At 63.3% G+C, this 26,500-nt stretch carries 37 protein-coding genes; 18 read left to right on the top strand and 19 right to left on the bottom strand.

Features of this window, described 5'->3' with window-relative positions:
* Window positions 1-6 precede the first annotated feature (6 nt).
* The 5 genes from AC20117_RS11420 to nicT form a co-directional block, all read right to left on the bottom strand.
* Window positions 7-759, bottom strand: coding sequence for an urease accessory protein UreF (locus tag AC20117_RS11420; RefSeq protein ID WP_074699627.1), 753 nt, complete (start codon window positions 757-759; stop codon window positions 7-9).
* Window positions 759-2,468, bottom strand: a complete 1,710-nt coding sequence (locus AC20117_RS11415) for an urease subunit alpha (protein ID WP_074699628.1) — start codon at window positions 2,466-2,468, stop codon at window positions 759-761. The genes AC20117_RS11420 and AC20117_RS11415 overlap by 1 nt, the downstream gene beginning before the upstream one ends.
* Window positions 2,461-3,006 (bottom strand): urease subunit beta, encoded by a 546-nt coding sequence (locus tag AC20117_RS23705; RefSeq protein WP_211482282.1) that lies wholly within the window; start codon window positions 3,004-3,006, stop codon window positions 2,461-2,463. Before AC20117_RS23705 ends, AC20117_RS11415 begins: the two co-directional genes overlap by 8 nt.
* On the bottom strand, window positions 3,003-3,305 hold the full coding sequence (locus tag AC20117_RS11405) for an urease subunit gamma (protein ID WP_074699629.1): 303 nt from the start codon (window positions 3,303-3,305) through the stop codon (window positions 3,003-3,005). Before AC20117_RS11405 ends, AC20117_RS23705 begins: the two co-directional genes overlap by 4 nt.
* Before the next feature lie 114 nt (window positions 3,306-3,419).
* A complete protein-coding gene (gene nicT, locus AC20117_RS11400) occupies window positions 3,420-4,490 on the bottom strand; it encodes a Nickel transporter NicT (protein WP_236777278.1) in 1,071 nt (356 codons plus the stop codon).
* Between the two features lie 216 nt (window positions 4,491-4,706).
* Here nicT and AC20117_RS11395 point away from each other — a divergent pair, with 216 nt between their 5' ends.
* The 9 genes from AC20117_RS11395 (at window position 4,707) to AC20117_RS23535 (ending at window position 8,576) form a co-directional block, all read left to right on the top strand.
* On the top strand, window positions 4,707-4,964 hold the full coding sequence (locus tag AC20117_RS11395; protein WP_074699631.1) for an Rv0909 family putative TA system antitoxin: 258 nt from the start codon (window positions 4,707-4,709) through the stop codon (window positions 4,962-4,964).
* Between the two features lie 198 nt (window positions 4,965-5,162).
* Window positions 5,163-5,351 carry a hypothetical protein gene (locus tag AC20117_RS23310; RefSeq protein ID WP_158300460.1) on the top strand — a complete coding sequence of 63 codons (189 nt, stop codon included), beginning with the start codon at window positions 5,163-5,165 and terminating at the stop codon, window positions 5,349-5,351.
* Entirely contained in the window at window positions 5,348-5,524 is a 177-nt protein-coding gene (locus AC20117_RS23305) for a hypothetical protein (protein WP_158300459.1), read from the top strand. Before AC20117_RS23310 ends, AC20117_RS23305 begins: the two co-directional genes overlap by 4 nt.
* 2 nt (window positions 5,525-5,526) lie before the next feature.
* On the top strand, window positions 5,527-5,991 hold the full coding sequence (locus AC20117_RS11390) for a DUF2243 domain-containing protein (RefSeq protein ID WP_074699633.1): 465 nt from the start codon (window positions 5,527-5,529) through the stop codon (window positions 5,989-5,991).
* On the top strand, window positions 5,984-6,778 hold the full coding sequence (locus AC20117_RS11385) for a cytochrome c oxidase assembly protein (protein ID WP_074699634.1): 795 nt from the start codon (window positions 5,984-5,986) through the stop codon (window positions 6,776-6,778). The genes AC20117_RS11390 and AC20117_RS11385 overlap by 8 nt, the downstream gene beginning before the upstream one ends.
* A complete protein-coding gene (locus AC20117_RS11380; RefSeq protein ID WP_074699635.1) occupies window positions 6,775-7,731 on the top strand; it encodes a phosphatase PAP2 family protein in 957 nt (318 codons plus the stop codon). The genes AC20117_RS11385 and AC20117_RS11380 overlap by 4 nt, the downstream gene beginning before the upstream one ends.
* A 176-nt stretch (window positions 7,732-7,907) precedes the next feature.
* Complete coding sequence (locus AC20117_RS23300; protein ID WP_158300458.1) at window positions 7,908-8,066, top strand: hypothetical protein; 159 nt, start codon at window positions 7,908-7,910, stop codon at window positions 8,064-8,066.
* A gap of 52 nt (window positions 8,067-8,118) precedes the next feature.
* Complete coding sequence (locus AC20117_RS11375) at window positions 8,119-8,352, top strand: DUF3072 domain-containing protein (protein WP_074699636.1); 234 nt, start codon at window positions 8,119-8,121, stop codon at window positions 8,350-8,352.
* A gap of 47 nt (window positions 8,353-8,399) precedes the next feature.
* Window positions 8,400-8,576, top strand: a complete 177-nt coding sequence (locus AC20117_RS23535) for a hypothetical protein (protein ID WP_170064960.1) — start codon at window positions 8,400-8,402, stop codon at window positions 8,574-8,576.
* A gap of 32 nt (window positions 8,577-8,608) precedes the next feature.
* Here the strand turns inward: AC20117_RS23535 and AC20117_RS11370 are convergent, their stop codons facing one another.
* On the bottom strand, window positions 8,609-8,890 hold the full coding sequence (locus AC20117_RS11370; protein ID WP_139186748.1) for a DUF3040 domain-containing protein: 282 nt from the start codon (window positions 8,888-8,890) through the stop codon (window positions 8,609-8,611).
* Between the two features lie 279 nt (window positions 8,891-9,169).
* Between AC20117_RS11370 and AC20117_RS11365 the strand changes: the two genes are divergently transcribed.
* Window positions 9,170-9,391, top strand: a complete 222-nt coding sequence (locus AC20117_RS11365) for a hypothetical protein (RefSeq protein WP_074699638.1) — start codon at window positions 9,170-9,172, stop codon at window positions 9,389-9,391.
* Window positions 9,392-9,406: 15 nt separating this feature from the next.
* Here the strand turns inward: AC20117_RS11365 and AC20117_RS11360 are convergent, their stop codons facing one another.
* The 5 genes from AC20117_RS11360 to AC20117_RS11340 all read right to left on the bottom strand — a co-directional run bounded on the left by AC20117_RS11360 (window position 9,407) and on the right by AC20117_RS11340 (window position 15,252).
* On the bottom strand, window positions 9,407-9,832 hold the full coding sequence (locus AC20117_RS11360; RefSeq protein WP_074699639.1) for a hypothetical protein: 426 nt from the start codon (window positions 9,830-9,832) through the stop codon (window positions 9,407-9,409).
* A gap of 90 nt (window positions 9,833-9,922) precedes the next feature.
* Window positions 9,923-10,387 carry a DUF4383 domain-containing protein gene (locus tag AC20117_RS11355; RefSeq protein ID WP_074699640.1) on the bottom strand — a complete coding sequence of 155 codons (465 nt, stop codon included), beginning with the start codon at window positions 10,385-10,387 and terminating at the stop codon, window positions 9,923-9,925.
* Between the two features lie 200 nt (window positions 10,388-10,587).
* Entirely contained in the window at window positions 10,588-11,322 is a 735-nt protein-coding gene (locus AC20117_RS11350; RefSeq protein ID WP_074699641.1) for a GAF and ANTAR domain-containing protein, read from the bottom strand.
* Between the two features lie 22 nt (window positions 11,323-11,344).
* Window positions 11,345-14,179, bottom strand: coding sequence for an aconitate hydratase AcnA (acnA, locus tag AC20117_RS11345; protein WP_074699642.1), 2,835 nt, complete (start codon window positions 14,177-14,179; stop codon window positions 11,345-11,347).
* Between the two features lie 173 nt (window positions 14,180-14,352).
* Window positions 14,353-15,252 carry a glucose 1-dehydrogenase gene (locus tag AC20117_RS11340; RefSeq protein ID WP_074699643.1) on the bottom strand — a complete coding sequence of 300 codons (900 nt, stop codon included), beginning with the start codon at window positions 15,250-15,252 and terminating at the stop codon, window positions 14,353-14,355.
* A 126-nt stretch (window positions 15,253-15,378) separates the two neighbouring features.
* Between AC20117_RS11340 and AC20117_RS11335 the strand changes: the two genes are divergently transcribed.
* The 3 genes from AC20117_RS11335 to AC20117_RS11325 all read left to right on the top strand — a co-directional run bounded on the left by AC20117_RS11335 (window position 15,379) and on the right by AC20117_RS11325 (window position 17,108).
* Window positions 15,379-15,798, top strand: coding sequence for a MarR family winged helix-turn-helix transcriptional regulator (locus tag AC20117_RS11335; RefSeq protein ID WP_074699644.1), 420 nt, complete (start codon window positions 15,379-15,381; stop codon window positions 15,796-15,798).
* Window positions 15,799-15,891: 93 nt separating this feature from the next.
* The gene (locus AC20117_RS11330; RefSeq protein ID WP_074699645.1) at window positions 15,892-16,293 is read left to right on the top strand and encodes a ferritin family protein; all 402 of its coding nucleotides are present in this window, start codon (window positions 15,892-15,894) and stop codon (window positions 16,291-16,293) included.
* Window positions 16,290-17,108, top strand: coding sequence for a family 1 encapsulin nanocompartment shell protein (locus AC20117_RS11325; protein ID WP_101632582.1), 819 nt, complete (start codon window positions 16,290-16,292; stop codon window positions 17,106-17,108). The genes AC20117_RS11330 and AC20117_RS11325 overlap by 4 nt, the downstream gene beginning before the upstream one ends.
* A 15-nt stretch (window positions 17,109-17,123) precedes the next feature.
* On the opposite strand, the gene AC20117_RS23840 is transcribed toward AC20117_RS11325, so the two are convergent.
* On the bottom strand, window positions 17,124-18,803 hold the full coding sequence (locus AC20117_RS23840; protein ID WP_074699646.1) for an HNH endonuclease: 1,680 nt from the start codon (window positions 18,801-18,803) through the stop codon (window positions 17,124-17,126).
* 117 nt (window positions 18,804-18,920) lie between these two features.
* Between AC20117_RS23840 and AC20117_RS11315 the strand changes: the two genes are divergently transcribed.
* Window positions 18,921-19,187 (top strand): cupredoxin domain-containing protein, encoded by a 267-nt coding sequence (locus tag AC20117_RS11315; RefSeq protein ID WP_236777277.1) that lies wholly within the window; start codon window positions 18,921-18,923, stop codon window positions 19,185-19,187.
* Window positions 19,188-19,247: 60 nt separating this feature from the next.
* The gene (locus AC20117_RS11310; RefSeq protein WP_074699647.1) at window positions 19,248-19,616 is read left to right on the top strand and encodes a nuclear transport factor 2 family protein; all 369 of its coding nucleotides are present in this window, start codon (window positions 19,248-19,250) and stop codon (window positions 19,614-19,616) included.
* A 34-nt stretch (window positions 19,617-19,650) separates the two neighbouring features.
* Here AC20117_RS11310 and AC20117_RS11305 read toward each other — a convergent pair whose 3' ends face one another.
* The gene (locus AC20117_RS11305) at window positions 19,651-19,953 is read right to left on the bottom strand and encodes a DUF4193 domain-containing protein (RefSeq protein WP_074699648.1); all 303 of its coding nucleotides are present in this window, start codon (window positions 19,951-19,953) and stop codon (window positions 19,651-19,653) included.
* Window positions 19,954-20,260: 307 nt separating this feature from the next.
* Here AC20117_RS11305 and AC20117_RS11300 point away from each other — a divergent pair, with 307 nt between their 5' ends.
* Window positions 20,261-20,599, top strand: coding sequence for a DUF8129 domain-containing protein (locus AC20117_RS11300; RefSeq protein ID WP_074699649.1), 339 nt, complete (start codon window positions 20,261-20,263; stop codon window positions 20,597-20,599).
* An 83-nt stretch (window positions 20,600-20,682) separates the two neighbouring features.
* Here AC20117_RS11300 and AC20117_RS11295 read toward each other — a convergent pair whose 3' ends face one another.
* Window positions 20,683-21,456, bottom strand: coding sequence for a M50 family metallopeptidase (locus AC20117_RS11295; RefSeq protein WP_074699650.1), 774 nt, complete (start codon window positions 21,454-21,456; stop codon window positions 20,683-20,685).
* Window positions 21,457-21,707: 251 nt separating this feature from the next.
* Here AC20117_RS11295 and AC20117_RS11290 point away from each other — a divergent pair, with 251 nt between their 5' ends.
* Window positions 21,708-22,142: a DoxX family protein gene (locus tag AC20117_RS11290; protein WP_074699651.1), complete on the top strand. Its 435-nt coding sequence runs from the start codon at window positions 21,708-21,710 to the stop codon at window positions 22,140-22,142.
* Between the two features lie 126 nt (window positions 22,143-22,268).
* On the opposite strand, the gene AC20117_RS11285 is transcribed toward AC20117_RS11290, so the two are convergent.
* From AC20117_RS11285 to AC20117_RS11265, 5 genes are all read right to left on the bottom strand, one after another.
* The gene (locus AC20117_RS11285) at window positions 22,269-22,856 is read right to left on the bottom strand and encodes a DUF488 domain-containing protein (RefSeq protein ID WP_236777276.1); all 588 of its coding nucleotides are present in this window, start codon (window positions 22,854-22,856) and stop codon (window positions 22,269-22,271) included.
* A gap of 129 nt (window positions 22,857-22,985) precedes the next feature.
* Entirely contained in the window at window positions 22,986-23,189 is a 204-nt protein-coding gene (locus AC20117_RS11280) for a cold-shock protein (RefSeq protein WP_074699652.1), read from the bottom strand.
* A 182-nt stretch (window positions 23,190-23,371) separates the two neighbouring features.
* Window positions 23,372-23,854 carry an acyl-CoA thioesterase gene (locus tag AC20117_RS11275; RefSeq protein WP_074699653.1) on the bottom strand — a complete coding sequence of 161 codons (483 nt, stop codon included), beginning with the start codon at window positions 23,852-23,854 and terminating at the stop codon, window positions 23,372-23,374.
* Entirely contained in the window at window positions 23,844-25,103 is a 1,260-nt protein-coding gene (locus tag AC20117_RS11270; RefSeq protein ID WP_074699654.1) for a plasmid pRiA4b ORF-3 family protein, read from the bottom strand. The genes AC20117_RS11275 and AC20117_RS11270 overlap by 11 nt, the downstream gene beginning before the upstream one ends.
* A 28-nt stretch (window positions 25,104-25,131) precedes the next feature.
* Window positions 25,132-25,779, bottom strand: a complete 648-nt coding sequence (locus AC20117_RS11265) for a TetR family transcriptional regulator (protein ID WP_158300457.1) — start codon at window positions 25,777-25,779, stop codon at window positions 25,132-25,134.
* 134 nt (window positions 25,780-25,913) lie between these two features.
* Between AC20117_RS11265 and AC20117_RS11260 the strand changes: the two genes are divergently transcribed.
* Window positions 25,914-26,456 (top strand): CarD family transcriptional regulator, encoded by a 543-nt coding sequence (locus AC20117_RS11260; RefSeq protein ID WP_074699655.1) that lies wholly within the window; start codon window positions 25,914-25,916, stop codon window positions 26,454-26,456.
* Window positions 26,457-26,500: the final 44 nt, after the last annotated feature.

The raw sequence follows: 26,500 nt of genomic DNA, 5'->3' as shown, positions 1-26,500 counted from the left end.
GGCTCCTTAGCTGGCAAAGAGACGCACCTCCCAGGTGGCGTGCTGTTCGGCGAATATGTCGAGCAAGTAGCCGGCACGGGCCGGCAGGTCGGCAGGCGGTTTATCCGCATAGGTTGCTGCCTCCGCTGCCACGGCGGCAACATCCTTGCCGAGCCGCGCCAGGGCCGCATTGACTTGGAACGGGTCCAGTCCGAGAAGCCTCACGGCGGCGGTGGCGGGACCGGTAATGGATTCGTGGGCGGCGATCAATGCCGCGTTCTCAGGACCGAGACCAGCTGCTGCGGCAACGGCGCCGAAGGCGATCGGCTGATGCAACCCCTTGCCGGGGATTGAGGCGATTGCTTCCAGACTGGAATACGGCCAGACCGTCCTCCCGGCCCGCAGGAGCGAGCGCCCAAGCCGCCGGGACATGGTGCGCAGTGCCGGCGATGGGGTTCTCGCTTCGAACTCGTTATCGAGCGTCAGCAAGCGTTCGGCGAGATCCCCGCCGTCGTCCGCTATTGACCCAATCCGGGTGAAGACGGTGCAGGTGGCCGCAGCGAAGGAGGCGGACACCAGACCAGCCGTTCCGAGCCGGCCCTTCAGAAAAGCCTCCATACCGGGAACATCACGCAGTCCGTCGATGGCGGCGGCCGGTTCGAAGCCGCCGGAATGGGCATGGCCTCCGGTCGGAAACCGTCCGTCGGCAAGCAAGAGCATGGCGGGAACCGCCGCCGTCAGTGGCAGCGTAGAGGCTCCGGCAGGACCTTCGAGCGGCATCAGAACAGGAAGTATCTCTGCGCCATGGGCAGCTCGGTGGCCGGTTCGTGCTCGATCAGTTCTCCGTCGATCTTGACGCCGTAGGTATTCGGATCGACTTCGATACGCGGCATGGCCGTATTTTCCGGCATGTCTGCTTTGCCGCGGCCGCGGACATTGCCGACCGGGACGAGCGGGCGGTTGATCGACAGCCGGTCCGCCAGTCCGTCTTCGATCGCCGCCGGAGCGACGAACGCCACTGAAGTGGACGCGGCCGCACGTGAGAAGGCGCTGAAGCCCAGCCGTTCCATAACCGGTTGCGGCGTCGGCACCGACGCGTTGGGATCCCCCAGCGCTGCCACGGCGGCAACTCCGCCCTTGAAGACGGCGGTGGGCCGGATGCCGAACAGCGCCGGCTGCCACAGCACCATGTCAGCCAATTTGCCCGGCTCGATCGACCCGATCTCGTGTTCGAGCCCGTGCGCGACGGCGGGGCAGATCGTGTACTTCGCCACGTATCTGCGGGCCCGGTGGTTGTCGGCGCGATCATCCCCGGGAAGGGAACCACGCAGGCGCTTCATGCGGTGTGCCGTCTGCCAGGTCCGCATCACGACTTCGCCGATACGGCCCATTGCCTGCGCGTCCGACGACATAATCGAAAGCGCCCCCATGTCCTGCAGAACATCCTCGGCGGCGATGGTGCCTTCACGCACCCGGCTCTCTGCGAAGGCGAGGTCGTTGGGGACCTGCGGATTCAGGTGGTGCGCGACCATGACCATGTCCAGATGCTCGTCAATGGTGTTGTGGGTGAAGGGCCGCGTCGGGTTGGTGGAGGCGGGCAGCACGTAGGATTCGCTGGCGATCCTGATAATGTCCGGGGCATGGCCGCCGCCGGCACCTTCGGTGTGGAAGGCGTGGAAAGTCCGGCCGTTGACCGCGGCCAGGAGGTCTTCGACGAAGCCGGATTCGTTCAGGGTGTCGCTGTGGATGGCGATCTGGACGCCGGATTCATCCGCAACCTGGAGAGCTGCGTCGATGACCGCAGGGGTGGCGCCCCAGTCCTCGTGCACCTTGAAGCCTCCGGCTCCGCCGCGAAGTTGCTCCCACATGGCCTCATGCGAAGTGGTGTTGCCGCGGCCCAGGAAGAGTACGTTCAGCGGCCAGGGCTCCAGGCCCTCAAGCATCCGCTCGATCCACCAGGAACCCGGCGTCGCCAGAGTCGCCTTCGAGCCTTCGGTGGGCCCGGTACCGCCGCCGACCACCGTCGTCGTGCCCGTTTGCAGTGCCATGGTCAGCATGTCGGGGCCGACGAGATGGACGTGCGTGTCCACGGTGCCGGCGGTCAGGATCAGTCCGTTGCCGGACATCACTTCGGTGGACGGACCGATGACAAGATCCGGATGGATCCCATCCATGGTGTCGGGGTTGCCTGCCTTGCCCAGGGCCACGATCCGCCCGTCGCGGACGCCGACGTCGGCCTTAATAACACCCCAGTGGTCCAGAACCACCGCCCCGGTGATGACCAGATCCGGAGTGCCTTCGGCCCGGGTAGCCGACGACTGACCCATGGACTCGCGGATCGACTTGCCGCCGCCAAAAACTGCCTCGTCGCCGCCGCGGCACCGGTCCTCCTCAACCTCGATGAGGATGTTGGTGTCGGCGAGGCGGATGCGGTCCCCCGTCGTCGGGCCGAACGAAGCGACGTACTCTGAACGCCGGATGTCACCCATCGAGGTTTCCTTTGCACAACCCTCTGAGGCCAAGGACGATTCTGGCCCCGCGAATCGGGATCAGTTCCACTTCTTCGGCGGCGCCCGGTTCGAAACGCATGGAGCCGCCGGACAGGACGTTCAGCCGCTTGCCCCACGCCGCATCACGGTCGAATTGCAGCCCTGAGTTCACTTCGGCGAAGTGGTAGTGGGATCCGACCTGGACGGGCCGGTCAGCAGTGTTCTCGACCCGCAGGACGGTCACTTCGGCGCCCGCGTTGATCTGCACCGGTTCGTCGCCGTAAAGGACTTCTCCCGGGATGATGGGCTCGTAAGCCACCACTTTCTGGCTGCTTTGCCGGGTGGGTGACTGCCGTTCGCTGGTTCCCGGACGCCGCGGCTGGCTCGTCCCGCTGGCACCCGAGGAAGGATGACGCGTCTTGTGGTTATAGACCACGTCGGTGTCGTAGCCGGGGTTGTCGCTGGGATGGCTGTAATTATCATCCGTTTCCCGGCTGGTCAGGGCTGGATTGCTGAACGGGTTTTCGGTGATCCTCATTGGATCGGTCCCGTGACCGTGATGAGTTTTGTTCCGTCAGGGAAGGTGGCCTCGACCTGAACCTGGGCCAGCATCTCCGGGACACCTTCCATCACGTCGTCCCGGCTGAGGACTTCACGGCCCGATTCCATCAGATCCGCAACTGTGTCGCCGTTCCTGGCTCCCTCTAGCAAATAGGAGGTGATAATCGCGGTGGCTTCAGGCAGGTTGAGCTTCAGCCCACGGCCCTTCCGCTCCATCGCGAGTTTGGCGGCCGTGTAAGTCATCAGGCGTTCAACTTCAAAGGTACTTAGCAACATCGGCGGACTCCAAGCATTCTCAAGAGACGTGCTTACTGGCAACTCGAACCGCAGTACAACTTGAGTGTAGCCACGGGGTCTAGGCCCGGCAATGGCCGCTGCTGTCATGGACGATCAGTCCGGCAGCGAGTAGCGGGCCTCGATTTTGCCCAGTTTCCAGTACGCGACGGCGGCCAGCCAGGTCACCGCGAACAGCCCGCAGATCATGAAGCCGAAGTTCTCCAGATTCACCGAAGCCACCCAGGCAAGGGGACCGCTCTGCACCGGCATTTTCTCTGCCAGCAGTCCCAGCAGCCCTACCCCGCCGACCAGGAAAGCTACGACGACGGACATGCCGGTGACCATGAGGTTGTAGTACACCTTCCGGACCGGGCGGGCATATGCCCATTGATAGGCCCGGTGCATGAAAATGCCATCGAGCGTATCGAACAGCGTCATGCCGGCAGTGAACAGAACCGGCAGGACGAGGACCACATACCACGGTGCGGCCAAGGCGGCGCTGCCGCCGATGACAAACAGTCCGATCGTTGTGGCCGTATCGAAGCCCAGTCCGAACAGCAAACCGATGGGATACATCTTCCAGGGCCGATCGATCTGACGGGCCAGCGGCCCCAGAATGCGGTTGATGAGGCCGCGGTTTTGCAACAGTTCCTCCATCTCGGCCTCGTTATATTCGCCGCTCTGTAATTGGCGGAAAATGCGGGCGATCCCGATGAACGAGTACAGGTTCAGTGAGCCGATCAGCAGCAGGAACAGCCCGGAGACGATAACGCCCCAGAGTCCGGTAATGGAGGCGAGCACTGAATCGTCGTCGGAGATCTGGTCGGCCAGCAGATTCAGGCCGGCGGCCAGCAGCGCGACGGCAACGATCACAACAGTCGAATGGCCCAACGCGAACCAGAACCCCACGGACACCGGCCGGCGGCCCTCCCCCACGAGCTTGCGTGTGGTGTTGTCCACTGCCGCAATATGGTCGGCGTCGAACGCGTGGCGGGCTCCGAGAACGAAAGCAGTAAAGGCCAGCCCGAGCCCAAAGGGTGCTTGGTCCGCGAGTTCATATTGCCCGGGTAATACGACGGCGAAGAACATACCCCACCCGGCGACCAGCAGAAACGCAATCACCACGGCCATGCCCAAGATACTGCGCCGGTTTCCTGCCGGCTGTTTCTGGAGGTCACGTTTCACGATTGTCCTGCCACTCTGGCCGCTTGACGGCATCGCCTCTGGAACATCAATGGAGCACGTCCGCCCAGAATGCAGAGGTCCCATCTGCGCTGTCAATAGGCAGGCATGGCCCGTCACCCAGAAACTCCCCAGACTCTTTGTCTAGGATGTGGAGCTGGAGGACCGCGCGTCATCTGGGACTGCGCGGCGAAGAGGCAACGAAAGCAGGCACATCTCATGGCAGGATTCAGCAAGTTCGGCAAGATCGCGCAGGAACTGGCGCGCAACCCGAAGGTTAAGCAGGCGCTGCAGAATCCCAAGACAAAGCAGGCCGGAGCCAAACTGGTTGAGCGGGCCGCCGACGCCGCGGACAAAGCGACCAAGGGCAAGCACACTGACAAGATCCAGCGCGCCCGCCATGAAGCCAGGAAGCGGCTCAGCGGAGGGGACAACAACGGCAATCCAGGACTTGGTGGAAATAAGCCATCATCGTAGTCAAGCGTCCGCATAGCATATCCACAGGCGCCGATTCGAGCTTGCCTTCGCCATAATAAGCATGCTTGGCTTTAGTAGTACCCCAATTTGGAAGGCACGAACGAAAGCATGATTGACAGACCGAACGCAGTACCGTCGACCTTTAGCGCACCTTCACTCGCACAGTTCCTTCCCGCGGACGCATCACTGCTTCACACGATGAGAAACAGGGTGCACTGCCGCAGGCCGATGCAGGTGGTCGATGCCGATCACCTGTCCGTCACCGAACCTCTGCTGGTCGGGGCGGAACCGTCAGGTGCCGCAGTACATCCCGCCGCGCTGGCCGAGCCGCATCCGGTGACGACCTACCGCTGCGAATGCGGCTTCACCCTCGAGGAACCGGCGTGAACGACAAAGACCACACCGACAACATCCGCGATGAGCAGCAAACCAAAGCCGGGGGTGCAGTTCCCGCAGGCTACGTCGGCAGCGGCGACCCGGCGGCCGACCGCAAACCGGAGGACGCTCTCGCTGAATCCACCGGGGAGCAGGATCCGCTGAAACGGAACCCGCAGGACTGAGTATGCGGACTCCTGCAGCCCGGCGGAGGAACCTCACTTCCGGGCTGCTCTTCGGGTTGGGTGTCATCGCTTTTCTGGACGAGGTGGTTTTCCACCAGCTTTTGCATTGGCATCATTTCTACGACCGCGGCACCACAGCGGCCGGGCTCGTTTCGGACGGCCTGTTCCATGCCTTCAGCTGGTTCGCCACAATCGCCGGCTTGTTCCTGTTCGCTGATTTACGACGGCGGCACGAGCTGCGCCGCCGGCTGTGGGCGGGTGCAGGGCTCATCGGCGCCGGAGCATTCCAACTGTACGACGGCCTGGTCCAGCACAAATTGCTGGGCCTGCACCAGATCCGCTACAACGTGGACCTGCTGCCCTACGACGTCGGCTGGAATGTCACCGCAGTCTTGGTGATGCTGGCCGGCGCTATTCTGCTGTTCCGCGGCCGGCCGGCCCGGGACGGCCTGGAGCACGATGCATGACCACGGCGGCTTCCTGCTCGAAGCTGCGCTCTTCCTGCCGGCGCTGGTCGCAGTCGCCGCCTATCTCTTCTCGGCCGCTTCCCCGCGGATAGCCGGAGCGTGGCCGAAGCGCCGCTCGGCCTGTTTCATTCTCGGCATGATCACCGCCGCTTCAACCTTTGCTGGCCCCTTAGCGGCGCTCGGCCATCAGGATTTCACCGCGAACGTCGCCGCCCATGTGCTGGCCGGTATGGTGGCGCCGTTGTTCCTTGTGTTGTCCCGGCCGGTCACCTTGGCGTTGCGCACGCTTCAGGTGGTTCCGGCCCGGCGGCTGTCCGCGCTGCTCAAGAGCAAGCCCGCACGGGTTCTAACCGATCCATCAGTTGCCGCGATACTGAATGTGGGCGGCATGTGGGTGATGTACCGGACAGCCCTTTATCAGGGCATGCAGGACTCCGTTCTTATCCACTGGCTGGTCATGGGCCATGTGCTGGCTGCCGGATACCTTTTCACAGCAGCAATCGTGGGTCGGGATCCGGCTCCGCATCGTCCGAAGCATGGCTACCGGTGCACTGTGCTGGTCGTGACCATCGCTGCACACAACGTTTTGGCCAAGAGCTTGTACGCCATGCCGCCAGCCGGAGTCCCTACCGGCCAGGCAGAAACCGGAGGTCAACTCATGTACTACGCCGGGGGCGCCGTTGAACTCGCACTCATTATCTTGCTGTGGCACCAGTGGTACCGCACCGGCGCACGCAAGGTTCCCGCCGCCGTCGTACGCAGTTCCAGCACAGGACCGGCGGCATGACACCTGAGCGGCACAAGCCGCCGGAGCTTGCAGAGGACCGTTTTGTCGGCAGCAAGGATCTCACGCGGTGGAAGACACCGGTAGGACGGTTTTTCGCCCGCGCGATGGAAAGGGCCAGCCGCCTGCTCGGTCCGCACACCGCGCTGATGCTCACGCTCGCGGCCGGGGCCATCATTGCCACGGCGCTGACTGCTCTTTCGGCCGAAGTCTACGAAGCCGTTGCCGAATCCGACGGCGTCGCCGTGCTGGACCAACCACTATTGGACACTGCCGTGACTCTGCGGTCGCCGGAAGCCAACGCGGCGATGACGGCCTTCACGAATCTCGGCGGCGGCGTCGGCATGACGGTTCTTGCAGCTTTGGCGCTTCTCGCGCTGACGCTGCAGCGAAAGTCCTGGACACCGCTGGTTCTCACCGCTGCCGCTGCCGGCGGTTCCCTACTCATGACTATTGCCGGCAAGGAAGTCATCGGCCGCACCCGGCCGCCGCTTTCCTCGGCTGTGGCGCCCTTCGAGCATTCGCCGTCCTTTCCCAGCGGCCACTCGCTCAACTCGATCGTCATCGCCGGCGTCGTCGCCTACCTGTTGGTTCTGAGGCATAGCTCAAAGCATGCCCGTGTGCTGACTATCGCAGGTGCCGCGCTGTTCGCCGTCGCTATGGGGCTGAGCCGGGTCTTCCTGGGCCACCATTGGTTTACCGATGTCCTGGTCGCGTGGACGCTGGGCATTGCCTGGCTTGCCACCGTCATCACGATCCACCGGCTGTTCCTGACCGTCAGATACCGCAGGGCAGGTGGCCGTCGGCAGGCCAGGACCGGCAGGGGTGGAACTGGATCCGGCCCGGGGGTACCTTGGAAGCATCAGCCCGCCTACGTACGACGGGCGCGCCCGCTGGAGGACAGCAGCCATGACAACACCAGTATTTCCGCAGGAGAACGACCGCCGGCACAGTGAGGACGCGGTGGAAGGAGAGCTGGAGCAGATCCCTTACGTCTCCCATCCGCACTCGCAGGACGCTGCAGAGGGCCCCGATACCGACGACTAACGGCGGCTGATCAGTGCCTCAGCCGATAGGCCGATTCCCACTGTCCCCGTGACAGGTCCCACGGCCGGTGGGAGCATGGGGAACTATGGCACCGACGGAAACGAAGCACAGGAATCCGAGCGGCAAGACATTCTTCGGCCAGCCGCGCATGCCGGCCAATCTGGCCCTGCGAATTTTCGCCACCCAGATGGTGGCGCTGTTCCCCGCCGTCAAACCGATCAAGCCTCATGTCCGGAGTCACTAACCACCCAACGCGCACGCATACGCACACGACCCAGCGAGATTGGAGCAGCCCCATGGCAGAAGAAACCCTCGGCAGCCCGACGCCGGAATCCGGCGGGGACATCAACCGGGACCCGGAGGAATGGGTCACCGGCGATGAACCAATGACCGACGCCCAACGCAGCTATCTGGACACACTCGCCCGTGAGGCCGGAGAGGAACTGCCCGCCAACCTGACCAAGGCCGAAGCGTCGGAGCACATCGATCGGCTGCAGAAATCAAGCAACCGGCTCGCGAAGGATCAGTAATCAACGACCGGAGCCCGCACAATGGGGACCGCAACCAGGAGGACACCATGACGGAAGCCGAGTCCGGCAACGAACCCCGCGAGCACAGCGAAATGCCCGCCGAAGGCGAACGCCCCCAGCGGCCCACCGATTCCGGGCAGCACCCGCAGGCACCAGCCGAGGGGGCTGACGTCGAGCAAGGCCAGACGCCTGACGAGCCGGACGCGGACTCTGCAAAAGGCTGACGGACGGAGGATTCCTGAGCGAACCCGGGCGACTACATTCTTCTTAGTTTCCTGCTGCCGGGATTCTCTGCCCAGTACAAACCGGCCGCGACGAACAGCAGGCCCACAACGGCCGCTCCGACGAAACTGGCGTAAGCTCCCCACAGCACCGCCGTCGCTCCGCAAAGCACCAGCAGCCAGCCGGCTACGAGGGTGCGATGGGGAACGGCCGGAGCCGGAGCGAGGGACAGGGTTTGCACCAGGGCGGGATCATCCGCCCTGAGTTGCTGCTCAAGCAGGAACAGCTGCTGACGCTCGTAGTCAGAAAGCGCCATGGTCGTCTCCGACTTCTGCAAAGTCGAGACGTACGCATCGTTGCGTGTGGTACTTCATTGGCTTCTCTCCCATTAGAGGCCGATGACCAAGCTTTTGGTCGGAATAAGAGTACGAAAATTCGCCCCCCGGAGCAACGGGCACCGCCATGCGTCGAAGCCGCGTAACAAAACTCATTCCGGCCGGTCCCGGATGAGCCCTTGGCAGGCTTCTTGGGCCTGCCTAGGCTGGGAGTGCAGGCCCACCCGCAGACCACTCAGCCGAAGGAAAGAAGGCAGAACATGTCTGAAGAAAACCCGAATACCGAGGCCCCGGACAGCGCATCGGACGGGATAATTGGCAACCAGGACGACACCGAAGGCGGAGCCCGCCGGCTTGAGCAGGACGAGGACCGCGCGCACGGCGGAGATCCCGAGAAGGCGGAAGAGCTGGAAAAGAAAGCCTTCGGCGATACAGACAACGACGGCGACGGGGACGCGCCCTACGTGCAGTTCCCCGGCTAGCTGCAGCCGCCCGTCCTACGGGACATCCAGAACGGAAGCCGGGCCGATCCGCCGTCGTTGGTCGATCGGCCTGGCGGGGCAGTCGTAGCGTTCGACCATCAGATCCTTCGCCCAGGCCCGCAGCCACATTGCTTCCACAAGCGCATCGAGCAGATACACAGGGCTGATGCGCCCCGTCCCGCCATAGATCAGATCGACCGCTGCAAAAGTCCCCGCCGTTCCCACCCCGATGCGTCGAGCGGAGGCCAGTCCTTCCGGTGACGCCCGGCCGCGCAGCTGCGCATAGCCCGCGCCGACTGCCAGGCCGCCCACGCATTTGACCAGCCAGGCGTCTGCTTTAGGCCCTGACACCGCCTCAAAACTGCGGTAGTGCAGCAACGGCCAGAGACCTGCCGTCAAGTTGAACAGGCCATGGGCCACCGCCAGCCGGGATCTCTTCATGATGCACCTTTCGCCGGCCAGCAAGAAGTGATGGCAGCACTGTCAGCACTGCCATCACTTCCGAGCGGCTCCGCTTGTTCTTCGATGGGACTAGGTGTGCCGGACGGCTGAGCGGCTGCGGGTGAGCAGGACGCCGAGGGCTATCATGGCAACGCCCAGGACGAAGTGCAGCCAGTTGTCCGCGGTATTGACGGGGACGAAATTGGCTGCGGTTTCGTGTCCGATGATCAAGCCGTACAGCCACAGCACCAGGTAAACGGCCCCGCCCCAGATCAGGTAGTTGCGGGCGCCCGAAACAGTCTTCGCCATGGCAATGCCGGCGATGCCGAAGAGCAGGTGGACGATGTTATGGAGGATGGAGACCTGGAAAACGCCTAGCAGCATGGACTCCGATTCATGGCCGGCGAAGGACATCTGGTCGTAATTGGTCGTGACGCCGGGGATGAACCCCAGAATGCCGACCAACAGGAATACGGCCCCGACGGCCATGGCGGCCTTCTGCACATTGGTTTTCTCGTTGCCGCGGGCGTCGATGCGGCCTGATGAAGCGGTCATTGCGTCGTTCCAATCTGTCCTGTTGCGGTCCGGGTAGGCCGCAAATGATTGATTCACGCGGAGCTGGGCTCACTCCTAATGCTAAGGCAACTTAGTATTTTTGTGGAGGAACGACCATAACATTCAGGGCACGGATTTTTGTGGCATGCCCGGGCACGCCAAAGAAAGATGTAAGCCTATGCCCGTCGCCAGACCAGAACTTATGGATCGAAGTGGGTGGCGGGATCGCTTTGACCAGTTGATGTGACGATGCCGGCGGCTACGTCGCGGAGTTTGATGTTCCGGCTGCTCGAGGCAGACCGCAGGATCTCGAACGCCCTCTCCTGGCTGCAGCGGTTCTGCCCCATGATGATGCCGACGGCGAGGTCTATCGTCGTGCGGGACTGCATTGCCGCTTTTAGATGCGCCGCCGTTTCGGCCTGCTGGGTAAGGCGCACGGACAGGGACAAACCTTTGGAAGCCTGTCCGGCAAATGTCTCCGCTACCTTTATCGCCTCTTCATCGAAATTGTCGACTACATGCGAATACAGATTGAGCCCGGCATCTGCCTCCCCGTCCAGGGGTATGGGGACCGCCAGTACCGAGCGGATTCCGTGCTTCAGCACTGCGTCCGCATAGTCATGCCAACGATCGTCCGATTTAAGATCGGCTACATAGATGGTTTCCTTTTGCCTGGCGGCGCGCAGACACGGACCGTCTCCAAATTGATACTGGATTTCATCCATGTTCTTCGCGTGTTCACTGCTGCTGGCCACGGTTGCGGCCGATTTCCGCCGCAGGAGCGTAACACCGCAGAGGATCTCTGCTTCCGTTCCTGAAAGGCTCCTGGCGGCGAAACGAGCGAATTCGTTAAGGAACTGCCCTACATCTTCGCTGTCCAGCACCAGATCCTGAAGGTACTCATGGACGGAGACATCCTCAGCCCCGTTTCCCACGTTGTCTCCGTCCACCGCAGTCTCACCCTGCCAGTTGGCGCAGGACGTACTGCAGGATGCCGCCGTGCCGGTAGTAGTCGGCCTCACCTGGTGTATCAATGCGCAAGTCGGAGTCGAACTCTCTGGTCGTCCCGTCCTCGGCCGTGGCGGTCACCCGGACCGTCCTCGGCGTCGAGCCGTTGTTGAGCTCCGTGACTCCCTCGATGGCAAACGTCTCGGTGCCTGTCAGGCCCAGCGACTCAGCGGTCTCCCCCTTGGGGAACTGCAGCGGAAGCACGCCCATACCGATCAGGTTGGAACGGTGGATGCGCTCGAAGCTCTCGGCGATGACGGCCTTCACCCCCAGCAGCGCGGTGCCCTTGGCCGCCCAGTCGCGCGAAGAACCGGAACCGTATTCCTTGCCGGCCAGCACTATCAGCGGCGTACCGGCTGCCTGGTAGTTCATCGAGGCATCGTAAACAGAGGCCTGCGGCGCGCCGTCCTGGCTGAAGTCCCGGGTGAAGCCGCCCTCGACGCCGTCCAGCAGCTGGTTCTTGATGCGGATGTTGGCGAAGGTACCGCGGATCATCACCTCGTGGTTGCCGCGGCGGGAGCCGTAGGAATTGAAGTCCTTACGCTGCACGCCGTGCTCGAGCAGGTACTTGCCCGCCGGAGTATCCGATTTGAAGGACCCCGCGGGAGAGATATGGTCCGTGGTTACCGAATCGCCGAGTTTGAGCAGGACCCGAGCCCCGGCCACATCTTCCACCGGCTGAGGCTCCGCCTGCATGCCCTCGAAGTACGGCGGCTTGCGCACATAGGTGGACTGCTCGTCCCAGGCGAAGGTCGCGCCCTCCGGCGTCGGCAGGGAGCGCCAGCGTTCGTCGCCGTCGAAAATTGTGCTGTAGCTGGAGGTGAACATGTCCTCGTCGATCGAGGAATCGATAATGCGCTGGACCTCCAGCGGGTCAGGCCAGATGTCCTTGAGGAAAACATCATTGCCGTCCTCATCCTGGCCCAGCGGATCGTCCTCAAAGTCGAAGTCCATGGTTCCGGCCAGGGCGTAGGCGACCACCAGCGGCGGCGACGCCAGGTAGTTCATCTTCACATCCGGGTTGATCCGGCCTTCAAAGTTGCGGTTTCCGGACAGGACAGCGGAAACGGCCAGGTCATTGTCGGCGATGGCCTGCGAGATCTCCTCTTCCAGCGGGCCTGAGTTGCCGATGCAGGTGGTGCAGCCGTAGCCCACCAGATAGAAGCCCAGCTTCTCCAGGTACGGGGTCAGTCCGGATTTCTCGTAGTAGTCGGTGACCACCTTGGAGCCCGGCGCAACTGACGTTTTGACCCAGGGCTTGGAGGCCAGCCCCTTCTGCACGGCGTTCCGTGCCAGCACCGCGGCGGCAAGCATGACGGACGGATTCGAGGTGTTGGTGCAGGAGGTGATGGACGCGATGCTCACGGCTCCGTGGTCCAGTTCGAACCGGCGGCCGTCCGGCATCGACACCTCCACCGGATTGTGCGCGCAGCCCGAATCCGGGTCGGTCCGGGACACGGTCAGGTGCGGGGCGTTCTTGACCTTACTGCCGGCCTCCGTGTAGGTGGGCGGGTCCGATGCCGGGAAGGATTCCTCCACGGCCTCGTCCACGGTGGCGCCCTGGGCTTCCACGCTCTGGTGGACATAGTTTTCCAAGTCCCGGTGGAACTGGGCCTTGGCGTTGGTCAGCGACACCCGGTCCTGCGGGCGCTTGGGCCCGGCGATGGACGGCACCACGGTGGAGAGGTCCAGTTCCAGGTACTCCGAATACTTCACTTCCTTGGCCGGATCGTGCCACAGCCCCTGTTCCTTGGTGTAGGCCTCCACCAAAGCGACCTCATCGTCGGAGCGTCCGGTCAGCCGCAGGTACTCCAGCGTTACGTCGTCGATCGGGAAGATGGCGGCTGTTGAACCGAATTCGGGACTCATGTTGCCAATGGTGGCGCGGTTGGCCAGCGGCACGGCGGCCACGCCTTCGCCGTAGAACTCCACGAATTTCCCGACGACGCCGTGGTCGCGGAGCATCTCGGTGATGGTGAGGACCACGTCTGTGGCGGTGGCTCCGGCGGGAATCTCACCGGTCAGCTTGAAGCCGACAACCCGCGGAATCAGCATGGAGACGGGCTGTCCCAGCATGGCAGCTTCGGCCTCGATGCCGCCAACACCCCAGCCAAGCACGCCCAGGCCGTTGACCATAGTTGTGTGCGAGTCGGTGCCCACGCAGGTATCCGGGTAGGCGCGCAGCACGGTGCCGTTTCCAGTCTCTACCTCGCGGGTCATCACAGTGCGGGCCAGATACTCCAGGTTGACCTGGTGGACAATTCCCATCCCCGGCGGGACTACCTTGAAATCGTCGAAGGCCGTCTGGCCCCAGCGCAGGAACTGGTACCGCTCGCCGTTGCGCTCGTACTCAATCTCAATGTTGCGCTCCAGCGCATTGGCGTTGCCGAACACATCGATCTGGACCGAGTGGTCGATGACCAGTTCGGCCGGCGCCAATGGATTAACTTTCTTGGGGTCGCCGCCGAGCTCTTCCAGCGCCTCACGCATGGTCGCCAGGTCCACCACACAGGGAACGCCGGTGAAGTCCTGCATGATCACGCGCGCCGGGGTGAACTGGATCTCCGTGCTCGGCTCTGCTTCCGGATCCCACTGGGCCAGCGCCCGGACGTGGTCCGCGGTGATGTTGGCGCCATCCTCGGTCCGGAGGAGGTTCTCCAGCAGGACCTTGAGGCTGAACGGCAGCCGATCGGCGCCGTCCACGGCATTCAGCCGGAAGATTTCATAGTCGGTTCCGGCGGCGTTCAACGTGCCTTGTGCACCGAAAGTATTTACAGAAGTCATGGCCTAAATTCCCTTCGACAGCGATGGGCAGACTACAGCTAGGCTATGGCTCCTGCCCTGTTTTGTACACGGGGAAACGGAAGAGGACAAGGCCTGGCCGCTGCTGCTGCCCCGCCGGAAGCCGAAGGTGGGCCGGGTCGCGTTCCCGGCCCACCGACGTCGTACGTCTGCCCTTAGGCCAGATGCATGCCGCCAGTTACACCGATGATCTCGCCAGAGACGTAGCGGGCGTCGTTGGAGGCGAGGAAGACAAAGGCGCCGGCCACTTCGGCCGGCTGGCCGGCCCGCCCCAAGGGCGTGCTGTCGCCGAAGGAAGCCAGCTTCTTCGGCGTCGTCGTCGCGGGCTGCAGCGGCGTCCAGATAGGACCGGGCGCAACGGCATTGACCCGGATCCCCTTCTCCCCCAGCAGTTCGGCCAGGCTGAAAGTCAGGTTGTTGAGGGCTGCCTTCGTGGCCGCGTAGTCCATCAAGCTTGTGGAGGGATGGTGCCCCTGGATGGAGGTGGTGTTGATGATAACCGAGCCGGGCTTCAAATGCGGCAGCGCGGCCTGGATCATCCAGAACGTGCCGTAGACATTGGTTTCAAAAGTCCGGCGCAACTGGTCCGGCGTAATATCCCCGATGCCGTTGGGCTGGCCGAGGTGGTAGCCGGCGTTGTTGACCAGGATATCCAGGCCGCCCAGTTCGTCGATCGTCTCGGATACTGCGGACTTCGCATAGTCCTCGTCGCGCACGTCGCCCGGGACGCCCAGCGCCGTGCGACCTTCGGCCAGGATCAGATCCAGACAGTTCTGACCGTCCTCCTCCTCCTCGCGGAGATAGGAAATAGCGACGTCGGCGCCTTCCCGCGCGAACGCGAGGGCAACCGCGCGGCCGATGCCTGAGTCGCCGCCAGTGATCAGCGCCTTCTTGCCCATCAACCGGTCATTGCCCTTGTAGCTGTCTTCGCCGTGGTCGGGCCGCGGCTCCATCTCCTCGGTAAACCCCGGGTAATCCTGGGTCTCGGTGGACACATCCACGGCCGGCTCCCGCGGGTTTTCCTTGTCCAGCGTCTCTTGCGGCTCATTGCTCATGCGGTCCTCCTCGATGGGTACGCCTTCACGCTATAAGCCGACCCGTACCCCAGCAAGGCTTACGACGGCGGGAGGCACCGCCGTCGTACTCTTTGGGGTCTTGACGTGGCTTTGTATGGTGGGGACATGGCTGCTAATCGACCTATTGGATTCTGGCTCAGACTGGTTGACGGACTGATCAACGAGCAGTTCGACGCGACTGTGGAGGAGCACGGTGTGACCCGCCGGCAATGGCAGATCATGAACGTGTTGGCGGAGGCCCCCGCCACGGCGGCGGAGCTAAACGAATCGCTCAAGCCGTTCTTCACCCAGACCGCCGAAGAGTCCTCGGCCGAGCATCTGGACGAACTGCTGGAAAGCAATTGGATCACCGACGACGACGGCAAATACTCGCTGACCGAACTGGGACGCAAGAGTCTGACGCTGCTGGGCGACGTGGTGGACCGGAATCGGAAACAGGTCACCGAAGGCGTATCCGATCGGGAGTATGAGGCCACCCTTGACGTGCTGCAGCGGATGGCGCGGAACTTGGGGTGGGAAGGCTGAACTCCGGGCAATTCCGGGGTAGTCATGGCGGTGCGCCGCCGATAGGCTGGCAAGTGAGCAAACATTCCACAGACACTCGTCGAAGGATTGCTGATGGGCTTTGATCAATACCACGAGCCGCCAGAGGAACTCTCTGCCGAGACACGCACCTTTGCCCGGATGTGCGCCAACCTGACGGAGGAAGCCGAGGCCATCGGCTGGTACGAGCAGCGCATTTCCGTGGAGCCGGACGCCGCTGCCCGGAACATCATGAACAACTCCCTGACCGAGGAATACAAGCACTTCAGCATGGAGCTTGAGCATCTCTTCCGGGCCAAGCCCGTGTGGCGGGAGATTGCCCGCGGAGTCCTGTTCCAGGACGGCGATATTGTCGCGAACGGCGAAGCCGCCGAAAAGGCCGGCTCTGAAGGTAGCGGAGCCGGCGCTGCGCAGCCAACGACGGCGGCTGCGGATCCGTCCCTGGGAATCGGCAGTCTGAAGGAGTCACGACCATGACGATGAACCACCTCCTGCGTGAACACGCCCCGATTACCGACGGCGGTTGGCGGCTGCTCGACACCGAGGCCAAGCAGCGGCTGACCGTTGCCTTGGGCGCAAGGAAGCTTGTCGATTTCTCCGGTCCGCTCGGCTGGGACTATTCGGCCACGAACGTGGGGCGGACAGAGCCGTTGTCCGGAACCGATGACAACGGCATTACTGCTCGGCGACGTCGCGTTCTGCCGTTGGTCGAAATGCGCGCGGGATTCAGTGTCTCCCGCTCCGAACTATTGGATAATGACCGCGGTGCGGTGGACGTGGATCTGAGCAGCCTCCACGAGGCTGCCCATCGAGTAGCCAGCGCGGAGAACGTTGCGGTCTTCCACGGCTGGGAGCAGGCGGGCATCGAGGGGATTACCGAAGCCAGTCCGCATCCGCCGGTTCCCCGGGTTGAAGACTTCAACGATTATCCCAAGCGCATTGCTAAGGCTGTCGCGGTGCTGCTGAAGGCAGGCATCGGCGGCCCCTTCGGCCTCGCTCTCGGACCCGGACACTATACGGCTGTAGTTGAGACAGCTGAGCGCGGTGGCTACCTGCTGGCCGAGCATCTTAATCGGATCCTGGAAGGACCCATTGTGTGGGCACCCGGGGTTCGTGGTGCAGTGGTGATGAGCCTGCGCGGCGGCGACTTCCTGTTCGAGTCCGGGCAGGACCTCTCCGTAGGCTATGACCATCACGACGCCGATAACGTCCACCTCTATCTTGAGCAGTCCTTCAGTTTCAGGGTGGCGACGCCGGAAGCAGCCATCCACCTGAGGAGCGCAAACGACTAACTGCTTGCCTGCTAGTCAGGCTGCGGGGCGGTAGAGGAAGTCGATGCGGCCGAGCGCGTGCTCGAAGATTGACAGCGGCTCTGGCGTCTCGTCAGGTTGCTCGGTTGCCGGTGGTGTGCCGGGCAGTGCCGGTGCGGTAGATAGATAGGTGTGCCCGGTCGGGGTGGTGGTTTCCACCGTGTGCCGCGGTCCGGGGACGGCTTGGGCGTGCCAGCCGTCGGCTTCCTTCGCCTGGTTACACGCTTCACACAAACCTTGCCCGTTGACCTCGCTGGTCTGCCCGTTGTTGCGCCAGGGCACGACATGGTCGTGGTGGCGGATCGGTGCGTCGCACCAGGGTGTGCGGCAGAGCTGGTCCCTGGCCTGGATCATCCGCTGCATCCCGGCGGGCATCAACCTTGCCCGCGAATCCATTCCGAGCAGCTGCCCGGTGCCCGGCGCCGTGTAAAGCCGGCGCACCCACACTTCTACCTCGGCGTCTTCGCCGGAGGCTCTTCGCTTCGGACCGGGAGGCCCTGTCGCCGTACCAGCATTGCCCGTGTCGCCGTTGCCGAGTTCTGCATCAGCGCCCTGTATTGATTCGGCCGCTTCCGGCGGGCCTGAACCGGCAGCACCGTCCGTTTCCCTGCTTTCGGTTGTACCTGCAACGATCTTGTCCGCCTCGGCACTTTGTACCGGATTGCCAACCGCGAGGTGATCTGTGCTGCCGTTCCCGGCGTCTGTGGTGTCCGTTCCGGCGCTGCCGTTCACGTTCTCGGTGTCGGTGTCTTCGGTGCGGATCAGGTCGCGGGCCCATTGGGCGGGGACGATGCCGTACCCGGCCAGGTGCGCCGGCTCGGAATCGCCCTGGAACAGGGTGCGGTCGGTCATGACCAGCTGGACCTCGATCTTTGCCGGGTTCTCCGCGGGCTGGCCGGTGACGCGTTCGACGAAGATGTCGGCCATCAGCTGTCCCCGGGAGCGTTCGTCGCCCTGCGCCTTCAGCCGGTCGGCTTCCTTGGCCAGGGCCGCGAGGACGGCCACGCCCTGTGTCACCGGCACCAGGCAGCTCACCTGGGCCATGGTGTCCGGCGCCGGACGGCAGGAGACATGGCGTTCGGTTTCGGCTTTCGCGGCCCGCCGGACCACCGACAACGGGTCCAGCCGCAGCGCGGCCTGCTTCGCCATCGCCCCGATCTGTTTATCCCCGCACCCTTGCAGCGTCTTCGGATCAGCGCACAACTCCCGGTCGATGCGGGCGCGGTCTTCCACGCTCAGGCACGCGGTCTCGCGGACCAGGATGGTCGCCCGCCACTCGTTCAGCCGGCCCTCCGCCAACGCCCTATAGGCGTGCGGCATTTCCCTGATCAGCGTGGTCGCCATCCCCAGGTGCTTGCCGCCCCGGTTCGGCGAATCCTTCCTGGCCAGCCCGATCTCCTTCGCCAGGCCCCGGCCCCGCCGCTCCGCCGGAACCCCGGCCGCTGCCCTGGCCTCCCGCCGGGAAGCCACAAACGCCTCGGTCTCGCGGGCCTGCCCCGCAGCCGAGGCGGCCTTGAGTTCTTCCAGGGCGGCGATCCGGTCGATCCGTACGCCTTCGGAGACGTCGGGGTCCATGTTCGCCAGCTCCAGGATCATTGAGCGGACCAGGGCGGCACCCGGATCGCCGGGAACCGGCTTCACCGGATCCATCTCTGCTGGAACGATTGACTCGAACATACATTCGATTCTACCGTCATGTGATGGAACGCACAACAAAGACGGTCGGGGGTGGATAACCATCAACGCGATCAATGTCTCTCATTTGACGAAGACATTGGATTTAGAGAAGAGCCCATGAATGAATATGTCGAGGACCTGGCGCAGGTGGCGGCCCGGGCATCGAGCAGCTTCCACGTGGTAAGCGGGCAGTTCGACACCGTATTCAAAGGAGGGGCTCATTTGCTGGAGCCGGGTAACGCAGAGCAGGGCGGGGCACAGGCCCTTGACCTCGCGGCCGCGCAAGGCGGGTTTGTCGAACTGGAGTTCGCGGAGGCCGGCCGATACACATTCGTCAACCATGCCTTTGTGGATGCCGAGCACGACCCGATGGGGGGGCATTGAAGTGGTTGACTAGCGGGTCCCGCTGGTGTGTGCTGGCACTACCGGATCTAGGGGGAAGCCATGGATGCCAGCGACGAACTGATCGAATTGGAAGAGCGCGGTTGGATAGCCTTGTCGTCCGGCGGTCCGACCGCGGCCGAGTTCTACCAAGCGGTACTCGACGCGGAGGTGGTCATGCTTCTGCCCGGCGGGACGCGCCTGACGGACCGGAGCCTGACCATCGAGGCCATGAGCGGGGCGCCGTGGTCGGACTTCCGGCTCGAAGTCCCCCAGGTCTTGTGGCCCACTGCGGAGACAGGGGTCATAACCTACGGCGTTACCGCCCATCGCGACGGCCAGCCGGAATATTCGGCCCTGGTCAGCACCTTGTATGTCCGGCGCGAGGGCGGCTGGAAAGTGTCCTTTCACCAACAAACCCCGCGCTCATAAGCACGGGGTTTGGGGTGATTCGCACCGAAGCTGTTTAGCCTTCGCAGTCGCGGCAGTACAGTTCGCCGTTCTTTTCGCGGGCCACCTGGCTGCGGTGGCGGACCAGGAAGCAGGACGAGCAGGTGAATTCGTCTTCACGTGCCGGAACGACCTGGACAACAAGCTCTTCGCCGGAAAGATCGGCGCCGGGCAGATCAATGCCTTCGGCGGTATCCGAGTCCTCGACGTCAATGAGCGCGGTCTTTGCACCACCCGAGCGCTGCGCCTGCAGCGCTTCCAGAGACTCGTTGCTCTGGTCGTCGTCCTTGTTGCGGGGTGCGTCGTAATCGGTTGCCATGCGGGTTTAGTGCTCCTGATGGTATTGGGGTTTTGACCTATATGTGAGCGCCCATTTTAGCTGTTCGGGCGAAAATTTCAACATCGCCTGCACAACGAACTGAACGCCTAAATAATTCCCGGGCATTTACAGTGCCGTTCGGGGGCCTCCGGCAGCTCCCCTGAACCGCCGGGGACCAAGGTAGTGTATACCCTTACTTTCGGCCCAGCACGCTGTTAGGTTATAGGAACCTCCGCCACGGTCCTGATTCACGGACCAGCGGCGGCGGGGAACGATTCATTCCGGTGTCCACGACTCAGGAGGAAGCATGAACGACTCCCCCAAGCATGACGAGCTCCCCTTGCCCGACTATGACCACATCCCCCTCGGCACGTTGCCAACACGGATAACGGCGCTGGACGAGGAGGGTGTGAACACTTTGCTGGCCTACGAGCGCGAGCACGGCAACCGCCTGCCGGTCACCCAGGTCCTCGAACAACGGATCGAGGCATTGCGGAACGGCGCAGAACCCACTGGTTCCGTGGCGCAGGATCTGCCGGAAGTAACCCGGCACCAAACCGGGTCGCCCGTATCGCCGGCGACGTCCGGGCCACCCGTCAATCCCCCATCGCAGGGAGATCCATCCAATCCCGCGCAGCCTCGCTGACCAGCCCGGTACCTGAACTTTCCCAGCCGGTCAAGTAGCTGTCCGCCGGGGCGGGTGGACGGCTACTTGACCAACCACCGTCATTAGACAGGGAAGGCCAGCTGCCCGACGGCGGACCAGGCCGTCCCCGCCGCTACGGCACAGGAAGCCGCAATCACCAGGGCGAAACCGGCCAGCCACACACCGGAGGGCAGGCCCGTGCGCCGGGACAGAATGTAGGCATCGGAGTTGCCCAGAAGCTGGCGCCGGCGCGTGTGGACGCTCACGACGTTCAGCCAATCCCGAACCGCCCCGACCAGCAGCGCAATCCCGATGGCCAACGTCGCATGCCCGAGGAACACGGGCGGCGCGAAAAATACCATCAGCTCGGACACGATCGCCAGTCCAACGGCAATGACCGCCCCCTGGACGTTCCGGATGAACAGCAGCGTCACCAGCAGCAGAACCGCGCTCACGGACAGCGCCAGCGAGGACCAGCCGTTGAAAGCAGCCCACACCAGCGCGGCTCCGACGACGGCGGGAACCGGATAGCCCCAGAACCCCGTCCACGCCGCTGCGGCCTTCCCCGAGCCGCGGCTGATCATCGCCCCGGAATGGTCAAAGCGCAGGTGGATGCCCGTGACGATCCGCCCGGTGGTCAGCGCCGCAAACGCGTGTCCGAGCTCGTGGACCACGGTGACGAACAACCCGAAGTACCTCCACATGGGACGCGGCACGGAGAGCATCAAGGCCGCCAGCAGAATGAGAACCAGCTCTATCGCCGGCGCATCCAGCGCGGGGCCTTGTCGGAAGCCCGCGGCAATCCTGCCCCACCATTCGACGGCGAAATCCTGAACGTCCTGTACTGTGCTGGTCATCTCATCCTTGGTTCTCGAACTGCATCCGAAGCGGACTGTAGCAGGGCAAGCTGGACGATGTTCAGGAACAGCCAGGACACAACAACATGATTACGACGGCGGCACTGGAGCCCGGCAAGCCGGGCCGGCGACACCTGACTTGACACTTCAAGTGTTTTTCTGTCACTCTTTTATTGAAGCGTCAATCAATTGATGCTTATCGCTCGTTCCCGACGGCCGATACTTTGACCATAAGAAACGGTGAAAACATCATGAACAAATTCGCTTTGACTACTACCGCCCGCACTGTCCTGCGCGTTGTCCTCGGCTTCCTCTTTACCGCCCACGGCTGGCAGAAGTTCAACGAATGGACGATCGCCGGAACCCAGGCCTCCTTCGGCCAGATGGGCGTTCCCGCCGCCGAGATCGCAGCTCCGGTTGTCGCCACCCTCGAACTGGCGGGCGGCATCGCCCTGATCCTGGGCCTGCTGACCCGCCCGGTTGCCATCCTGCTGCTCGTAAACATGCTCGGTGCCTTGTTCCTCGTTCACGCCCCGGCCGGCGTGTTCGCCATGGACGGCGGCTACGAACTGGTGCTCCTCCTTGGCACCGCGGCCCTGACTCTTGCACTGGTGGGCCCCGGACGCGTTTCGGTGGATCACGCCCTCTTCGGCCGCAAGGACTCCAAGCTGAGCGTCCTCGCGTAACCAGCACCTAAGCTCAAGACCTCCGGACGCGTCCGCGGTTTCGGCTGGAATGGTGGCGCAACTGCCGCCATTCAGGCCAAGACCGCGGGCGCGTTCGCGTTCGTTCATGCGTGCAGTCGAGCGCGCTTAATCTACGGGGCCGTCCCAACGGACAATGTTGCCGATTAGGCGGGCTCCCTCTGCCACTTTGTGCGGCGTCAGTTTGCCGCCGGGCATCACATGGAGCACGTCGACACCGTGTCGAAGGACCAGGACGTCGGAAATGAGCCGGCGGTGGCAACGCCACCAGACAGTTTCGCTGCACATTACTGTTGTCGCCTGCGACCGCGCATAGTCCAGCAACCGCTCCAGGCCTGCGTCGAACTCAGGGGTCCGTGTGTATGCGGCATAGGCGCGGAAAGCGGCCACCTTCCACCAACTGTCGGGTTCAGGCTCGCCGGCCGGAATTCTTCGCCGGCCGCCCAACTGCTCCTCCCAGCGGTAGTCGATACCGGCGTCGGGAAGCCATTTGGTCAGAGCGTCCTTGCCCATGTCCGGGTGCTTGCGGCTGCCCGGAAAGCGCCGCACGTCAACGAGCGCTTCGACGCCTGCTCCGGCGAGCAGCCCGGCCAGTTCGTCCCGGCTGCTGGTGCCGTGGCCGACAGTGAAGATTCGCAAAACTGCACCGGACGCCATATCGACAGTCTGCTTGGCGCCGAGGCTCCTGTCCAACACTCCGGCCGGTTCCTCGGCGCGGCGGAAGGGCTGCGGGTGGCTGCAACGCGGCCACGATCCGGCTGCTTAAACAGAAACAGGACGGGAAATCCCGTCCTGTTTCCTGGCCCGTAAGCCTCAGATCCTTATTTAGAGGACCGTGATGTTTACTGCCTGGGGTCCCTTGGGGCCCTGCTCGGTTTCGAAGCTAACCTTCTGGTTCTCTTCGAGGGACCGGTAGCCACCCGAATTGATCGCAGAAAAGTGCGCGAAAACATCTGCGCTGCCGTCGTCGGGCTGGATGAATCCGAAGCCCTTTTCAGCGTTGAACCACTTGACGGTACCTGTTGCCATTTTTATGCATCCTTCTGTTTGAGACTGTTCCCGACCTTCGGGAAGCCCCAGTCGCGGTGTCCATTGTCCGCTTCTACAGAAAAAACGGCTAGCCCTTTGGGTTCGCCGTTCCAAGTACATGCGCAACACTACAACTGTGACCTAGTGTACACGGACTGGCCCGACACGGACATAGCCCCTGCTCAGCGGAAGTTTGCCTCGCCTACGAACGGCTGCAGGCGGGACTTCTGCTCCGGCGTAACACGCAGTAACCGTTGCTCCGCCTCGTTGAAGAACGCCAGTGTTGTCTCGGCCCGGACGCACTCGTCCTGCGTCACCGGGTCGCTAATGACATAGGCGATGGTCAGGCTGGCCGCCTTCAACGCGCTGACCCAGACCTCTACATGCGCCGGAATATTCCGGTAGTTCAGCGGCCGCACATACTTGACCCGATGCTCGGTCACCAGCGCCTGGGCCCCATCGGGCAGGTCGGAAAATACAGGCAGGTCCACATCCAGCCCCGGCCCGCCTGTCCCCGCCGGCGGGCCGAAAGCGTGGATGCGCGCCTCCTCGAGGATGCGCAGGATCTCCACATTGTTGATGTGCCCGTAGGCATCCATATCGCCCCAGCGCATGGGGACGTTACAGCTCAGCCGCTTCCCACCCGTTTCGGTGTCAGTCTTCATGATGTTCATTCTGCCGCCGCTGGACTTCCAGCAGGAACTTGATGCCGGCCTCGCTGGGCGACGGGGAACTGAGCAAATAATCTCCCTCTTCGAAAACGCCGAGGGTGCTCAGCATGAGGCGCGATTCGTTGTACAGGTACCGCCCATCATGCTCGGGGATAGCGGCGCCGTCCGGCATCCGGAACCCGACGCTCATCAACGTCTGCGATACGGCTTCACCAAGCATGTCGTAAGACGGCACGCGGTCCTCCAGCAGCCAAAGGACGAGGACCCTCCGGACCATTTTCTCCGCCGGAGTGCGCGGGTTCGCGAAACGGTCGGCGAGGTGGCTCCAGAGCCGCACGTCGTCGTCGTACGTCTTGCGTCCCGCGGGGGTCCGCAGCAGCTTTCCCTTGTATTTCCGCAGCAGGCCCCATTCCTGCAGCGCAGAACGCAAGTCCAAAACCGGCAGTGTCTGCGATTCCCGGTTGAACTTGCCGTACCAGCGCTTTTCCCAGGCAAGGCTGGCCATCACCTCGGCAACAATGGCGGGCTTGAGGTAACCATCCTTGGTCAGCTCGAGCCCGTCCGCGCCGACGCGCTGCAGCAGCCACTTTGCGGGAAGTACGACGGCGGCCATTTCCTCAGGCGTCGGCGTTGCGTCCCCGAGTTGGGGACTTAGCCGGGCGAGGCTCCGGTTGCATTTCTCCAGGTCGAATTCCTGCGGATCGAACTGTGCGGCAGGCTTGTTGGTAACCCAGGAGTACCACTTGGCCAGGCCGTCATGCTGTTCGTGGTTCGGGTCCAGCAGGATCTCGCACAGCTCCCGGTAGCCACCGATTCCGCCGGAGTCTTCGACCGGGCCGCGGTTGGCGCCCGCGATGCAGGTCAGCTGGCCCGCGGGCGCCACGGCATGGCCGCTGATGCTGATCTCGTGCAGCCAGCTATCGCCGAAGTCGTACTCGTAAACCAGCTCGGTGCTCTTGGAGCTGAACACATCCTCAAGGGTGAAGACCGCTGCCGGCTCGGTTTCCAGTTCGATGATCGTTTCCTCGTTGCTGGCGAACCGGCGCTCCTCGCCCGCGGCATTGGAACTTCGGAACATGTACAGATGCCGGTTGTCCCAGCCGAACGCCCGCTGGATGACCTTGTGCAGGTCCGTGAGCATGATCGCAGCAGGCACGCGCAGGTCGCGCCAGATCTCAGGTTCCGTGCCAGCAATAGTGATGTGCAGGTCGAGGGCTTTCTCGGCAGCTCGCATGATCGTCATTCTGCCAGCTTTGCCGCCGGTCCTGCCGCTAACGCGCGAAAGCGCGCGCCTGGCCGTAAATCTCTGCCAGGTCCGCCGCTTTTCCCGCCTCCAGCAGGCCTACCCAGGTGTCCAGCGCAGCGCGGGCCACGGCCCCGGAAATGTCGATGGCCAGCCGCAGTTCCATCTGGTCGGCCCGTTCGGGACCGAACTTTGCGCTCAGGGCAGCCATCAGGTCCTCGGTCCGTTCCACCGTCTGCCTCACCTGGGCCGAACGCAACGACGGTTCCTTGCGGATCAGTTGGCTGACCTGCAGCATCCGCTGGGCAGACGGGGAATCATTATCGGTGTAGGGCAGGACGGTCAGGGCGTAGAGCCGGTCTACCTCATCGCGGACATCGCCCAGCGGATCCACTGAGGGCAGACCTGCGGCAATGGCTTCATTAAAGTCCTGGTGGACCGGCAAAGCGGCTTCTTCCTTGGTGGCGAAATAGCGGAAGAAGGTCCGCGCCGAGACTCCGGCCGCCGCGGCAATATCGTCCACGGTAGTGCTGGCCACTCCGCCCTCCGCGAACAGCCGCAGTGCAGCATCGGTGATTTCCGCCCGCGTTTGCAGCCGCCGGCGCTCCCTCAAACCAGGTGAAACGGCAGCCGGATGGTCCGCCGTCGCCCGTGTTTCTGCGCTTTTGACCCTCATCCGCCTCTTTCGTCCCTTCCGGTGCCATCCCGGACTTCCCATGGCGCCGGCCGGTTTCTAGGATATCCCACGTTTGCCCACCTCCTGCCAATGTGGCAGTATCTGCCATAATGGCATGAAAGGGCATTATTCTCATGAAGCTTAACGTAGGCGACAGTCTTGTCTACCCGCCGCACGGCGCAGTGACCGTAACAGGCGTTACCAACCGCTCCTTTAACGAGTCCGACACCAAGTACGTGCAGTTCCGCGTCCACCACGATGGACTGATGATCGAGGTACCTGCCGCCAAGGCCAAGGACCTCGGCGCACGCCAGCCGATCGGCAAGAAGGGTGTGCAGAAGGTCATCAGCATCTTGCGCACCCCGGTCTCCACGGAGAAGGAGATCTGGTCCCGCCGTTTCAAGGCCAATCAGGAAAAAATCACCAACGGGGACGTTTACAAGATCAGCGAAGTTGTTCGTGATCTGACCCGCCGCTTGCAGTCCGGCGTAGCCCCTGCCGGCGAGAAGCGCCAGCTGGAACAGGCCCGCCGGATCCTCGTGTCCGAACTCGCCCTGTCCGAGAACACGGACGAAGCCGGCGCCGGCGCCATCATCGACGACGTCCTGCGCCCGGAAGACGTGGAAGAAACACCAACAACGACGCCGAAGCGCGTCAAAGCGGCAGCCAGCGCCTAGCGCGCAACTTGGCAGTACCGCCAGCGGAGCCGGAGCGATTCCGG

The sequence above is a fragment of the Arthrobacter crystallopoietes genome, from assembly GCF_002849715.1.
Classification (GTDB): Bacteria; Actinomycetota; Actinomycetes; order Actinomycetales; family Micrococcaceae; genus Crystallibacter; species Crystallibacter crystallopoietes.
Note: the sequence above shows the minus strand (reverse complement) of the source record. Positions and strands in the feature narration are given on the sequence as shown.